The following is a 14,467-nucleotide window of genomic DNA, read 5'->3' as shown; positions in this document are numbered from 1 at the left end:
TTTTATTTACTTCAAGGAACGTTTTCTTAGTTACCGAAATGCAAGAGAAATCATTTCCAGTAAGAAGTCCCTGCCCTTTTTATAAAGAACCTCTTGATCATTTCCTTTTGCATTTGCCAAAGGCGTCACCAGAGCTCTTTCAAAGTGGAAAATTAACGTTCCATGCTCCTGAAGCTCATATTCCGAAAGATATGCTCCTTGATTAGCCATCAGCTTGGCTAATCGTTTCGACAGAAGAATACTATGATCAAGATCCAATTGCCTTAGATCTTCATTCATCCCCATGGCTTTCAGCAATCTGTCTCTGACAATTAAATCTGTTTTGACCTGATTGAGAGCATCAAATATTTTACTAAAAAGCTTACGCCATCCCATCTGCTTGGATTGTTTCATTTCCATGCGATCAAAAACGTCATCCATTTCACTCAACCATCTTTGATAAAGGGCAAAGATAATGGCTTCTTTGTTTGGAAAGAACTGATAGAGCGTTGCGATATTAACGTCGGCAAGTTCAGAAATACGGCGCGTGGTCAGCTTGTCCACACTGCTCGTCGTCAACAATGTTGATGCAGCAAGCAATATTCTCTCAACACGCTGCTTAGATCTTTGCTGGGCTGGCAACCGCCGCCGGACTAATGTAAGGCTTGGAGTCATCTCGTAAATCTTTGGTTATCATTTTTTATAAGAATACAAAGATCAGAGATAATTTTATATACGTAAATAAACGTATAATGTCCTAAAACAGCACTTTAGCACTGCCATTCAAACACAAGAAAGCCGCCTGAATAAGCGGCTTTCTTATAAATTTATCAAAATAATAAATATTGCTTTTAGAGGTCGGCAATCCGCACCAGCGCTTCATCCAGTTTTGTTTTCACTGACATGAACTCCTCCCGACGGGCTTTCTTTTCCTCAACAACTTGTTCAGGTGCTCGGGAAACGAAATTTTCGTTCGAGAGTTGCTTGTCAATTTTCGCAATCTCTTCGAGCGTTTTTTCCATTTCTTTATTCAGACGAGCTGTTTCCTGCTCAACGTCAATAATGCCTTCCAGCGGTAGCGCGAAAGTCGCATCATCAAGAACAATCTGAATCGCTCCTTGCGGCAGATCTTCGTCTGTAAAATCAACAGAGGAAAGACCAGCGAGCCACTTCACAACATCTTTGTACTGATCAATCTTAGCCTTGACTGCATCAGAACCGTCTTTGAGCAAAAGCGGTGCCTTTAGTTTTGGCGGCGTGTTGAGTTCCGCACGTGTAGCCCGGATATCAGAGATAAGCTTGATAACCCAATCCATCTCTTTATCAACATCAGCATCCGTATGGCGTCCGTCAAACTTTGGCCAAGACGAAGAAATAAGCGGTGTCGCCCCTTCATTGCCAAGATTTTCCCAAAGTTCCTCGGTAATATACGGCATAATCGGATGTAACAGATGAAGTGTCTGTGCTAAAACCCATGCAATAGTTGCCTTGGTTTCTTTAGTCGTTGCTTCATTCCCCGCAGCCAATACAGGCTTCGTGAATTCTACATACCAGTCACAGTATTCATTCCAGAAGAAACGATAAAGCGCGTTGGCGGCATCGTTAAAACGGTAATCATCCAGTGCTTTGTCAACGGCCCCAGTCGCAGCAGCAACACGCCCGACGATCCACTTATTAATCGGCTCGTTACAGCTCAGCGGATCAAAACCCGGATCGTAAACAGCACCATTCATCTGGCTATAGATCGATGCATTCCAGAGCTTGGTTCCAAAGTTGCGATAGCCTTCAACACGGGATGATGCCAGTTTGATATCACGACCAGGTGCCGCCATCGCCGCAAGAGTAAACCTTAACGCATCACAACTATATTCAGAAATAACTTCCAGAGGGTCAATAACATTACCCTTGGACTTGGACATCTTTTGTCCGTTTTCGTCGCGCACAAGTGCGTGGATATAAACGGTCTTAAACGGCACCTCTTTCATAAAGTGCATGCCCATCATCATCATTCTGGCAACCCAGAAGAAGATAATGTCAAAACCAGTCACCAACACATCACCGGGATAATAGCGCTCAAGCTCTTTCGTTGTTTCTGGCCATCCAATAGTAGAGAAAGGCCAAAGAGCAGATGAGAACCAAGTATCCAGAACATCTGGATCCCGGGTCAGTTCAACTTCTTTGCCAAATTTCGCCAAGGCAGCTGCTTTGGCTTCTTCTTCTGTCTCTTCGACAAAAATTTCACCGTCAGGACCGTACCATGCCGGAATTTGGTGGCCCCACCACAATTGACGGGACACACACCATGGTTGGATATTACGCATCCAATCATAGTAGGTGTTTTCCCATTGTTTAGGAACAATTTCAGTCTTACCAGTTTCAACAGCTTCCAAAGCCGGTTTGGCAAGTGTCGCGGCATCAACATACCATTGATCAGTAAGCCATGGTTCAATTGGAACGTTTGATCTGTCGCCATAAGGAACAGAGTTCAGGTGATCATCAATCTTGTCGAGAAGCCCAAGTTCTTCGAATCTTGCAACAATTTTCTTACGCGCAACAAAACGATCCAGTCCTTGATAAGCATCCGGCGCATTTTCATTGATGTGCGCGAATTTATCAAAAATATTGATCATTTCCAGGTTACAACGACGACCAACTTCAAAGTCGTTAAAATCGTGCGCAGGGGTAATCTTTACCGCACCAGACCCTGTTTCAGGGTCAGCATATTCATCCGCAACAATCGGGATCAAGCGACCAACAATCGGCAACTTCACCTTCTTGCCGATCAGGTCTTTGTAACGATCATCGTCGGGATGCACTGCAACACCGGTATCACCCAGCATTGTTTCCGGGCGGGTGGTGGCAACAACAATGTATTTACCGTCTTCGCCATCAATCGGATAACGGAAATGCCAAAGCTTACCATTACTTTCTTTTTGAACAACTTCTAGATCAGAAATCGCGGTCAGAAGCTTTGGATCCCAGTTTACAAGACGTTTGTCTTTATAGATCAAACCTTCTTTATGAAGCTGAACAAAAACCTTGCGAACAGCTTCTGAAAGCCCTTCGTCCATTGTAAAGCGTTCACGCGGCCAATCAGCAGAAGCACCGAGATGACGTAGCTGCTTAACAATTGCTCCGCCAGACTCTTCTTTCCACTCCCAAACAGAATTCAGGAATTTTTCGCGGCCAAGATCGTGTCTGGAAATTCCCTTTTCAGCCAACTGACGTTCAACAACCATCTGGGTTGCGATACCTGCGTGGTCAGTTCCTGGTTGCCAGAGAACATCATGCCCCTTCATGCGCTTATACCGAACAAGGACGTCTTGCAGGGTAAAAGTCAAAGCATGACCCATGTGGAGATTCCCCGTGACGTTCGGTGGGGGCATCATAATGGTATAAGGGTCAGACGGGGAATTAGGATCTGCGGAGAAAGCTCCGGATTTTTCCCAACGCTCGTAATGCTTTGCCTCAACTTTTTCAGGGCAATAGGTTTTGTCCAGCATTACTGGGTTCCTCTTAACTAAATATTCTATGTGAAATAATGCTAGCATTTGCTAGCAGTTTCGGAAGAAAAAAGAAAGTCCGAGCCTTATAAATCTTCGGCCCGGCGCACCATCTTTTTAATTTCCTCGCGGACAATCCGCTCAACCATCGGGCCTAAGCGGACATCAAGCCATGCTTTAAGCTCGGGAACGAGTGCTTCGCGAACGATATCTTCTAGGGTTTTTCCTGTACCAATGGCTAACGAACGCTGCACAACAGCAGCACGCGCTATTTCAGATAGTGCCGAAGACGTTGAATCCTGAGTTTCTTCCTGAAGGATACTATCAGCATCAGGCGCATCAAGATCGATATCGTTATCAATATCAGAATTTTCAGGTTCATCTACGGGAGTTTCAGATAATGCAGCAACTTCGACCTCGTCTTCAACTTCATCAAAAGAAATATCGCCGATATCATCATCTTCTAAAGACTCTAGATCAGATTCCATCTCAGGTTCGTCAGCTGGGGCTTCAACTTCAATCTCGTCATCTTCAGGATCACCTTCTTCGGGCTCACCCATTGATGCTCTAAAGTCTTCTTCAATCGAATCTTCATCAGAAGCCGCTTCTAAAGGGTCCTCTTCCATATCAGATCCCTCAGGGACAGACTCTTCGTCCTCAGAAACTTCATCGGTTAGCTCGAGAACATCATCCTCTTCTGCTTCAGGTTCTTCTGCCGCAGGCTCTTGTGCCTGAGCTTCATCCCCTTCAGCTTTGGCTCCATCACCTTCTGGATCGTCCTCAGAAATAATCCGGCGAATTGATGCCAGAATTTCTTCCATTGATGGTTCACCCTGGGCTTCTTGATCACTCATTGAAATGCTGTCCCACCGCTTCCTTAACTGCGAACACTACCTGTTACCAATACAATTTCGGTAATATACGTTAGATATTATTGAAAAAGAAGGGCTTTTGCACGCCTATTTTTCAATACCCAACCCAAACCACTTATCTCTCACGTTATTATAGCCTTCTGCCGGATCAAAGACATTAACAGGCAAACCAATATACTGTGCTGTCATTTGCCCCATAGAGCTCAAAACCTGATAAGTAGCAACAACTTCATCTCGTTGTGCTCTGACAAGGTTAACCTGTGCATCCAGAAGTTCCTGTTCAGCATCAAGTACATCCAACACCGTTCTTTCACCAACTTCTTCTTCCTGGCGCACACCGTCCAAGGCAATTTCAGCAGCATTAACAGAAGACGTAAAGGATTTGATCTGTGCCTGAGAACTAATCAGATTTTCCCAAGATGATACGCCTTGCTGCTCAACCGCACGCATCTGCTCAACAATTTGGATTCTACGCTGATTTGCAGTTTGCTTAGCCTGACGCACCCGACTACTAACCAACCCCTGTTGATAAATAGGCACAACCAACTGCGCCAAAATTTCACCGGATGTGCTATCAATATCCTCACCAGATGTTTCGTCAGAACGACTGACCCGTCCGACCAATGACAGGTCCGGGTATAGTTCGCCTGTTATCTCTCTGACCTGATTCTGGGACGCAAGTTCATTGTATTTGGCAGCAAGAAGAGCTGGATTATTTTCTCGTGCTACACCTAAAAGTTCATCTTCACTTACGGGCAAAACAGCGAAAGGATTAGGTCGCGCCAGTGCTTCATCAGGATACTCGCCGACCACCTCTCCAAACACGGCCTTTGAAGAATTTAACGTTCCTTCCGAAGCAATACGCTGAGCTGTAGAGGTCGAATATCTGGATTCTGCTTGTGCAACATCCGTTCTAGTTAACTCACCAACATCAAAACGATCACGTGTTGCTTCAAACTGTCTTGCCAGAACTCTTTCATTGTTAATGTTAAGATCTAGAATAGCTTGATCTCGCCAGACATCTGCATAGGCGGTTACTGCCCGCAACAGAACATCCTGTTCAACTGATGTGACTGATGCGCGTTCTGCTAGAACCAGGTTTTCTGCTTGCTCTGTTGCCGCCTGAGTACGCCCCCCCTGATAGAGAGATTGCGTTACCTGTAATGTCGCATTCAATGGCTGCGTTGTATCAGTAGAATCTCCGGTTGGGGTGTCAGTATCAGTTCTACGGACGCCAGCAGAAGACGTAATTCGGACATCAGGTCGCCAAGCAGATAGCGCTTGAGGAACACCTTCGTTAACAGATTTCAAGCCTGTTTGCGCACTAGACAGTGATGGATTGGTCTCATAGGCCTTAATCAAAGACTCATTCAGTGTTTGAGCCATGACATCGCCAGCCATAAAGCCACCGGAAATACCAGTGTAAACTGCTAAACTAACAATGGCACATCGACTTAAAAGCGCTTTTTTTGTGTTTCCGATAGATTTAATCATCACGTTGTCCAAAATTAATCCAATGCCAAACTTAATCTGATAACGGCCCCGCATTGCGCGGATACCTATATAATGAAATGAAACCGTATATGTGGTTTATATCTGTGTCTTTTAAAGAGCATACAAAAAGTTATTAAACAGGTCACAGGCTATTTACAACTTTTTGTACATATAAAAACTGGCGCAAACTGCGCCAGCCTTCATACAAGCTTTAACGTACTACCTTAGTGCGATCTGCCGTCAGTATCTATGACCCAGTATTTAAAGTCGGATACATACTTGGTAGAGCATAAAAAACTATTAAAATGAAAATGCTTCTTTGGCTTCAAAGCCGGGTAACAAAGGCGTATTTGCATCAAATATCACACGACCGGAACAGTTCCCTGCATGCTTTTCGATCAAAGTTGCATGCCCCAGCGTCTGTTTGTCTCTGGCATTTACGTCCTGGACAACTGCAATCAAACGTCCCTTCTCAGCCAATTGTTCTAGTAGGGGATCTGGAACTTCAGAAACGGCTCCACCAAAAACAATTAAGTCATAGGGGGCTTGTTTCGGATAACCTTCGGTCAATTCGGCCTTAACAGCAACGGCATTTTCCGTACCGTGTGATGTGAAGCGTTCATTCATAGAATCAACCAACTCATCCGTATCTTCGATTGCCACAACAACACTGACAACTTTGGATAAGACAGATGCGGTGTAACCAGTCCCAGCACCAACAACCAGCGCCGTATCATTTTCCTTGGGGTCAATAGATTGTAGCATGCGCGCAAGAACCATTGGCTCCATCAAATAGCGGCCATGGTCCAACGCCAAGTCTTCATCTACATAGGCAATAGCTTTTGAAGCTTCCGGTACGTATTCTTCCCGTGCCACATTTTCAAACGCAGACAACACACCGTCATGCGTCACTTTGTTCGTGCGCAACTGGCAATTAATCATATTCATGCGGGCTTGTTCAAAGTTGTTCATCGTTAGAAACGCCGATTATTTGTAAAAATTTTGTGGGATAATAACCAAGTGACCCCAACCTTTCCAGATAAAGTATCCGTTTTTATTATTTTTATCTAGTTAACAAAGGTTCTAACAGGGCCTCATCCCAATAATCCCCCCTTACCTCTACTTTTTTACGCCTAGATTACATTGCCAACAGTCCCCCAATACATAAATGGAATTGGAATCGAGATTGATCTCTTGACCTTAGCGACAACCACTACTATACACTGCGGCACTGCCAACGAATGAGTATTCGTCAGGATGGCCCGGTGGCAGAGTGGTGATGCAGAGGACTGCAAATCCTTGTACGTCGGTTCGATTCCGGCCCGGGCCTCCAAATTATTCATCTCTATGATGTTTCTCAATATTCAAAAATTATCAAAATATATGCACTCGACTAGCTGTGTGTTCTTTTTATTCTATGTATTCTGAATGATAAAAAGTCAGCCCATGTCCCCGCATTCGATCACCAGTATCGGATATCATCGGTGACGAATCACCAACGGCGGGCCAATATCATCACCGTTTGATCAGGATCTGATGACCAAACAGATTCTCTTTAAATCAAAAACCCATATCAAATTTCTTATCAGATATAGCACTAAATACCTCGGCCTTTGACCTTCGTCCTTTTGGTTAAAAGCCAGAAACTAAGGATAAGAATCTATTTTTTACCTCTGGCAAATCCAACGAAGTCATAAGCACCCCAAGCCTTTGATTTAAAAGGAACAAAAAAAATTAAAAAAAATGCATAAAAGTTATTGCCAGCATGTAATACCACTGTTATAACCCAACCCGTCGCCAACGAGGCGGCACAAACATTGATCCGCGATAGCTCAGTTGGTAGAGCAGGTGACTGTTAATCACCCTGTCGCAGGTTCGAGTCCTGCTCGCGGAGCCATTACAAAAACCCTAAACTGTTGAATATCAACGGCTTAGGGTTTTTTGTTGCCCTCGCCTGTAACAACTAAGCTTATTGGACTTTTACTAAAACAATACTCTGGAAAAAATTTGAACCTATAGAGAATTATATAATGAAGTATTGTATAACCTTTATTTTTGTTTTTATCAGCGGCTCTGCTTTTTCGACTGAAATCAAGACTGGAAATCAACTCTATCAAGCCTGTAATGCAGAGCAAAAAAGGTGTGATACTCTCATGCGAGCAGTTTATGATACTCTTGAATATAGAGAGTTAATGTGCCCACCCGGCAACATCACAAACAAAGAAGTTAAAGATATTATTGTCCAAGAACTTCAAGAAAACCCACAAACCCGGCATAAGCCATCAATTGACCTAATTGTGTATTGGCTCCTAAAACTCTGGTCTTGCAAATAGATATAACGGGGTGAGAGAAAAGTATCCCTGGCCTTTATCTTAAGTAAGCTCACAATCTTCCCCAGATAAAAAAGAGGCAGAAAGACAATAACAGATCTTTCTCCCTCTCGTTGTATTAAGGCCCTGAAGGGCCTTATCATCGTAAAAAGAACCGAGCTTTCTACTTCACGGCTGTAATTTTATCGTTAATTGCGTATAAGACACATTCATTATTAGAGGATTTGGCCTTACATATTTCAAGCGCAGTTAACTTCAATTTATTATAAGGGGCCACTTCCTGAGATCTGGCCCGCGCTGTTGTTCCATCTTTGCTGATTGCAAAAGCAAGGTTAACGTCATCATTCTTGATGCTAACCAAGTCGAGATATCTGCCGAATGCAGTTTTTTGCCCAGAAGTAATTTCAAAGTTTTTAGGATCGTAAAGATCTACCTTGATTTCCGCTTCGGGTTTCGTCTTTTTTTCCCAAACAATTTCACCACCAAGATCATAAACCTTACAGGGCTTACCATTTGAATACTTTTCACATTGCTTAATAGCTTTAGGCATAGATTGTAGTCTCGTACCGCGACATTGAATGTCAGGGCAATAGTACCATCCCCAGCTGGTACTCCCGTCTTCAGTTACAGCAAAAACTCGCGGGTTAGATCTTAAATATTTTTCATATGATTTTTGCGCACTGGAGCTCAACGTAATTGGTCCGGAGCCAACCAAAGACGATGTCGTCGCCCCCTTACATCCCACAGTAAAAAGTACTAAACATAATACGACTAGTCGTGTCACAGGCAAATCTCCCCAATTAGAATTAAATTTTTCAAGTTCAGATAATTCATGAACCTATAAATTGTTTCTCCCTTTATACATTACTATTAGACAAAACAACCTAAAAGAGAAAATAATTCCATTCGACCTCTATTACGGACAAAACCTTATTACGCCCTATTCTCTTGTTTACTTCTGAACGGTGCAATTAAACTTCTTAACATCCAAGTTTTTCGACCAGAATATAGTGATAATCTCTGTAATCATTCAGCGTATCATTTGGGATAAATTTCCCATTACCAAAATTCTTGAAAGGTTAAATAAATCAAATTTTACACTGATTACGATAGATTCAATTTTGCATTTTACCCTTAGAGTTATATAAAGATAAAAAAATATTAACTATAATTTCAGGCTAATGATCCGCGATAGACCTATGGTATTCAAACTATTCAGAACCACAGCGTTGGCTTTTTCCATGGCGATTAACATCGCCCCAACAGTAGCTTTTGCTGATGGTATTCTTTTCGCCAGAACAGCACAGGAAGCACAGGATAATGGCAATCTGGAACTCGCTATAGAATATTACACGCAGGCTTTGAATGAAGGTGATCTGTCAAAAAAACATCAAGCTTATGTCCTAAACAACCGCGGCACTCTTTTTCAGGACCTGAACCTACCTATCGAAGCAGAACAAGATTTTATTCAGTCTATAGAACGCTTACCAACCTATGGGGATGCTTACTTTAACCTAACCTCTCTCTACCTCGTTCAAAACAAAAATGACGAAGCTCTATCTTGGTTAAACAAAGCTCTGATTGAAATCCCCGAGGACGCTGAGCTTTTGTTGAAAAGAGGCGCTCTCTACCGAGAACAAAACGAAATTGAAGCCGCTCTTCAGGATGTATCTCAAGCCGTATTGATAAAGCCTGAGCTGGGGAAAATTTTAATCAACGAGAGTAACGTCTATCTCGGCACCTATATAGATTATGCGACAATAGATCATTTTATTACTATTTTATCAGAAGAACCGCCGTCGTTAGATGCCTACATTAAACGCGCGAAGGCCTACCTCAGCACAGGCTTTCTTGAGCAAGCTTTGGCAGATGCCGAATACGTTATAGAGTTAGAGCCAAAATCGTTTGATGCTTACCAAGCAAAAGCAATTATTCTCTTTTCACAAGGGGCATACGATAAGGCCATTCGCGCTTTTGATCTTGCCCTACATTACGCCCCGAATAATCCTGAAATTTTTTATAACCGGGGGCGCCTATACAAAAGTCTCGGCGATAACAATAACGCCTCTTTTGACTTTCAAATGGCTTACAGCATCAACAGGCAGGAAAAAAAGTACCGGAGAGAGCTAAAAGAGCTTGGTCTCGTTAAATAGTCTGCTCGCGATTAGAAGTTTGTACGATAAATTGAATTAACCCGTCAGAAAAATTAATCAGCGGCTATTATTTTGATCGAAAAGTTTGGCGATACGCCTTTGTTGGGTGACACTAAGTGATGGCCAGATTTTATCCATATTTTCTTTAGCTTCTTTAGCCCCCGCCAAATATGCCCGTCCGTACCAAATATAAGCAGCTTCGTTCGGATCCAGCTCTTTTTTAGTTTTTGGCATCATGCCCTGAACATACATCCAAGCCAATAATTCCATTGCTTCTTTATCACCTGAATTGGCCTGTTTACTAATCGTAATCAAGTCCTGTTTGTATAGTTTTCCGCCCTGAACATTTCTCGCAGCACCGACTCTATTTTCCAGTACCTTTGCGGCCTTCAGCATTCTTTCAGCTTCAGCCTTTTTATTACCTTCCAACGTGTCACGTTGGTTCGTGTATGATTTCTCGATATCAATCTCTTCTGGCAGGTCAGAGCACCAGTTAGGTGGTGTGTAATCTGCACCACATTGATCCCAATTCTCTAGCTGTGATGCTTTTTCCCATTTTTTTGAGCCTGATTTTTCAGATGCATTAACATCCCCAGAATACGCCAAGAACAAAAGCGCGAGGGACAATAATTTTATAAAATGGGCACGAATTTTCATCACGTATAACATCGTTATTAATTCTATCAGAACCAAAGCTAAGATATTGTAAACGAGAAACAGTTTATACCCAAGCAGTCGCAGAACACAAAAAAACAATAAGTTTTCGTCTTGGTTCTATGGTACTTCTTGATTAAGGGTACTCCCAGATTTCCTGATCTTTAGCGTCAGGTCCGCAATATGGAAGCTTGAATGAAAGAAGATAATGATCACAAACTTGATCGTGTAAACCAGATTTGGGTAGACGAAGCGGCTGTTTCTCATCGTAACTATCTGGACGGACGCGTCGGCGGAGCGCGATTATTCCTTTCTTTTAAAGATGCGAGAAAACTTAACTTTTCCAATCTTCAGCTAGACACAGCTGAAATGGTCGGTGCCGATTTGGTCAATACAGATTTCACCAAAACCAAAATGGAACGGGTCAACCTTTTTGGCGCCGACTTATCCGACGCGGTTATGAGAGAATGCTCACTACGAAAAAGTGACCTACGCGGTGTTTGCCTTGAGAATGCCGACCTAGAAAACGCGACACTATCCGGAGCAGATATTCGAAATGGCTTTATACTTATCAGAAAACCAGATGGTACCTATGTTCCGGTAAAACATGACGAAGCGTCTAATTTTGATGGTATTAACCTGAAAGATGCTGATCTTAGTGATGCCAAGCTTGGCCGAGTCATAGGCCGCAGAACAAACTTGACCAATGTAAATTTCAAGAATGCAGATCTGTCCGGGGCGGTAATGGCGAATTCTGACGTCAGTGGGTCCATCTTTACAGGTGCAGATTTAACCGATGCAGATTTTAGCGGCTGCGTATTCCATGGCGCAAACTTAAGCGGCGCCCTATTGAATAACACCAATATGGAAGGTGCTGACCTAACCGCTGCCCATTTCAGTAACAGCGACATGACCTACGCCAATACTCATCAGGCCAGTCTGCCCAGAAGCATCGACGATCTTGATCGATCAATACGGGATATCCTCGAAGATCATCTTGTGTGGATCAATTCTCTTGGTCGAAAAGGAAAGCAAGCAATTTTAACCGAGTATGACCTTCAAGCCAACGATCTGGCAGGCATCAATCTTCAGGCTGCAGAGCTTTCCTTAAGTAATCTGTCCAACTGTACTTTCCTAGCCAGTCGCCTCAATATGGCCAATATGTCTGGCGTTATGGCTCTGAACTCTGACTTTAGTGATGCAGATCTTCGTGGCGTGAAATTGGAAAAAGCAAATCTGACCGGAGCAAGCCTTCGACACTGCCGCCTCTCCCCCATGATGATCTTAGGTACGCAAGGCAACTCTGTATCTGCAAACCTTAAAAACTGCTGTCTTGATCAAACAGACCTTGAGAGCGCGAACCTGCGTTATGCAAATTTAACTGGTGCCCGGGTTCGCTTTGCCAATCTCGCCAACGCTGATCTTTCAAATGCTAAATGTGTCGATGTTGACTTTACTGGGGCAGATTTGCGAAGTGCGAACCTTGAAAATGCCGACTTACGTGGGTGCAAAGGCTTAATACTGGAATAAACACACTTGCTTTTTGTACTATAATCTAAACCACATTTTCTATTGTAATTTACAATCAAGGCCCCTAATTTCTCATCATGGATAAAACAGCGTATAAAATCGGCGAATTGAACGAATCTGGCCAAGTGGAAGTTATTGAGAAAGCGACCTCATTTAAAGGTTATTTCCAAGTTGACACCTACCGCTTTCGTCACTCTCTATTCAAAGGGGGCCTCTCTCAGGAAGTTCAGCGGGAAATTTTTGAACGCGGTCACGCAGCTGCGGTGCTTCCCTTTGATCATAAATCAGGCGAAATTATTCTGATCGAGCAGTTTCGTCCCGGTGCCTTTGCAGCTTCTCAGGCCCCGTGGCTTTTAGAGGTTGTAGCTGGAATTATCGAAGAGAATGAAAACCCGGAAGAATTAAGTCACCGTGAAGCCATGGAAGAAGCCGGTTGCACATTAGGACGCTTGAAAAAAATCGGAACCTTTCTAATGACACCCGGGGGAAGCTCGGAAACGATTACTTTATTTTGTGGTGAAATTCTGGATCACAAGAAACAAGATTCTTATGGGCTAGACCATGAAGGTGAAGACATACGCACACATACAATGAAAGCCGAACAAGGTTTTAGGCTTATGTCTGAAGGAAAAATTACCAATGCGATTACAGCAATAGCACTTCAATGGTTGGAATTAAATCAGACAGCGCTTACATCTGTATGGTCTAATGAAACGAATAATGGCTAACCTCTAAAAAATACCTACCCGCTGAATTAAGCAACAGAAAATACGAATTCAACTTATACCTACGGACGACAAAAATGGATATTCGCGACGGATTTATTGACAGCATTGGCAACACGCCTCTTATTCGCCTAAAACGGGCGTCAGAGGAAACAGGTTGTGAAATCCTTGGAAAAGCCGAGTTCCTGAACCCTGGCGGATCAATCAAGGACAGAGCAGCATGGGCAATTGTTAAAGATGCCGAAGAAAAAGGCATCCTAAAGCCCGGCGGCGTTATTGTCGAAGGCACAGCCGGGAATACCGGTATTGGCCTAGCTCTTGTCGCACGTGCGCGTGGGTACCGTTGCGCCATTGTTATTCCGGAAACGCAGTCACAAGAGAAAAAAGATATGTTGCGCCTCTGCGGTGCGGAACTCTACGAAGTACCTGCGGCGCCCTACAAAGACCCGAACAACTACGTTCATTACTCGCAAAGACTGGCACAGGAACTTGCTGGACAGGAACCAAACGGTGTTATCTGGGCGAATCAGTTTGATAATGTTGCCAACCGTCAGGGGCATATTGAAACCACTGCCCAAGAAATCTGGAAACAAACCGACGGCAAAGTCGATGGCTATGTCAGTGCAGTTGGTACCGGTGGAACACTAGCCGGGGTTTCAATGGGACTGAAAGAGCACAACAAAAACATTCAAATCGCCTTGGCTGACCCTCATGGTGCGGCGCTCTATAGCTATTACAAACATGGCGAGCTGAAATCAGAAGGATCTTCCATTACCGAAGGCATCGGTCAAGGACGTATCACTGCCAACCTGAAAGGTGCTGTGATTGACGAGGCATTCCGTATTAGTGATGAAACAGCGATTCCTTTGGTATTCAACCTCTTTGAGGAAGAAGCACTCTGCCTTGGTGGCTCCAGCGGTGTAAACATTGCTGGCGCAATCGAACTCGCCAAGAAAATGGGCCCGGGCCACACCATCGTCACCATGCTTTGTGATGCTGGAACGCGTTACACCAGCAAGCTATATAACCCAGAATTCCTGAAAGAACGCGGCCTCCCCGTACCAAAATGGGTTGCCTAAAACTCTCAAGATCAACAAATTTCCACCATTAAAGGCCGCTCATTGAGCGGCCTTTAATGTATCAGGACAATATTTTTAATAATTTACTCGCTAAAAACTACACCTTGGCTTAAGCGCATGATAACTTTGTGCGAAATAAAAAAGACAA

At 43.6% G+C, this 14,467-nt stretch carries 12 protein-coding genes and 2 tRNA genes; 7 read left to right on the top strand and 7 right to left on the bottom strand.

Features of this window, described 5'->3' with window-relative positions:
- Positions 1-30: 30 nt before the first annotated feature.
- The 5 genes from ACN0QW_RS04610 to ACN0QW_RS04590 form a co-directional block, all read right to left on the bottom strand.
- Positions 31-654 (bottom strand): TetR/AcrR family transcriptional regulator, encoded by a 624-nt coding sequence (locus ACN0QW_RS04610; RefSeq protein WP_417429169.1) that lies wholly within the window; start codon positions 652-654, stop codon positions 31-33.
- Positions 655-830: 176 nt separating this feature from the next.
- Positions 831-3,482: a valine--tRNA ligase gene (locus tag ACN0QW_RS04605; protein WP_417429167.1), complete on the bottom strand. Its 2,652-nt coding sequence runs from the start codon at positions 3,480-3,482 to the stop codon at positions 831-833.
- An 86-nt stretch (positions 3,483-3,568) separates the two neighbouring features.
- On the bottom strand, positions 3,569-4,336 hold the full coding sequence (locus ACN0QW_RS04600; protein ID WP_417429165.1) for a DUF2497 domain-containing protein: 768 nt from the start codon (positions 4,334-4,336) through the stop codon (positions 3,569-3,571).
- Positions 4,337-4,441: 105 nt separating this feature from the next.
- Entirely contained in the window at positions 4,442-5,902 is a 1,461-nt protein-coding gene (locus ACN0QW_RS04595; protein ID WP_417429163.1) for a TolC family outer membrane protein, read from the bottom strand.
- Between the two features lie 246 nt (positions 5,903-6,148).
- A complete protein-coding gene (locus tag ACN0QW_RS04590; RefSeq protein WP_417429161.1) occupies positions 6,149-6,820 on the bottom strand; it encodes a protein-L-isoaspartate O-methyltransferase family protein in 672 nt (223 codons plus the stop codon).
- 287 nt (positions 6,821-7,107) lie between these two features.
- On the opposite strand from ACN0QW_RS04590, the gene ACN0QW_RS04585 reads away from it, so the two are divergent.
- The 3 genes from ACN0QW_RS04585 to ACN0QW_RS04575 all read left to right on the top strand — a co-directional run bounded on the left by ACN0QW_RS04585 (position 7,108) and on the right by ACN0QW_RS04575 (position 8,181).
- A tRNA-Cys gene (locus tag ACN0QW_RS04585) sits at positions 7,108-7,181 on the top strand.
- A 488-nt stretch (positions 7,182-7,669) separates the two neighbouring features.
- Positions 7,670-7,745 (top strand) — tRNA-Asn (locus ACN0QW_RS04580).
- 133 nt (positions 7,746-7,878) lie between these two features.
- Entirely contained in the window at positions 7,879-8,181 is a 303-nt protein-coding gene (locus tag ACN0QW_RS04575) for a Rap1a/Tai family immunity protein (protein ID WP_417429159.1), read from the top strand.
- Between the two features lie 160 nt (positions 8,182-8,341).
- Here the strand turns inward: ACN0QW_RS04575 and ACN0QW_RS04570 are convergent, their stop codons facing one another.
- The gene (locus ACN0QW_RS04570) at positions 8,342-8,962 is read right to left on the bottom strand and encodes a hypothetical protein (protein WP_417429157.1); all 621 of its coding nucleotides are present in this window, start codon (positions 8,960-8,962) and stop codon (positions 8,342-8,344) included.
- A 415-nt stretch (positions 8,963-9,377) separates the two neighbouring features.
- On the opposite strand from ACN0QW_RS04570, the gene ACN0QW_RS04565 reads away from it, so the two are divergent.
- Entirely contained in the window at positions 9,378-10,331 is a 954-nt protein-coding gene (locus ACN0QW_RS04565; protein ID WP_417429155.1) for a tetratricopeptide repeat protein, read from the top strand.
- Between the two features lie 57 nt (positions 10,332-10,388).
- On the opposite strand, the gene ACN0QW_RS04560 is transcribed toward ACN0QW_RS04565, so the two are convergent.
- Complete coding sequence (locus ACN0QW_RS04560; RefSeq protein ID WP_417429153.1) at positions 10,389-10,988, bottom strand: hypothetical protein; 600 nt, start codon at positions 10,986-10,988, stop codon at positions 10,389-10,391.
- A 192-nt stretch (positions 10,989-11,180) separates the two neighbouring features.
- Here ACN0QW_RS04560 and ACN0QW_RS04555 point away from each other — a divergent pair, with 192 nt between their 5' ends.
- From ACN0QW_RS04555 to ACN0QW_RS04545, 3 genes are all read left to right on the top strand, one after another.
- Positions 11,181-12,515 (top strand): pentapeptide repeat-containing protein, encoded by a 1,335-nt coding sequence (locus tag ACN0QW_RS04555; RefSeq protein WP_417429151.1) that lies wholly within the window; start codon positions 11,181-11,183, stop codon positions 12,513-12,515.
- A 77-nt stretch (positions 12,516-12,592) separates the two neighbouring features.
- On the top strand, positions 12,593-13,243 hold the full coding sequence (locus ACN0QW_RS04550) for an NUDIX domain-containing protein (protein WP_299376245.1): 651 nt from the start codon (positions 12,593-12,595) through the stop codon (positions 13,241-13,243).
- Between the two features lie 74 nt (positions 13,244-13,317).
- Entirely contained in the window at positions 13,318-14,319 is a 1,002-nt protein-coding gene (locus ACN0QW_RS04545; RefSeq protein ID WP_299376247.1) for a cysteine synthase A, read from the top strand.
- Positions 14,320-14,467 lie beyond the last annotated feature (148 nt).

This window comes from Kiloniella sp., assembly GCF_048259265.1.
GTDB lineage: Bacteria > Pseudomonadota > Alphaproteobacteria > Kiloniellales > Kiloniellaceae > Kiloniella.
Note: the sequence above shows the minus strand (reverse complement) of the source record. Positions and strands in the feature narration are given on the sequence as shown.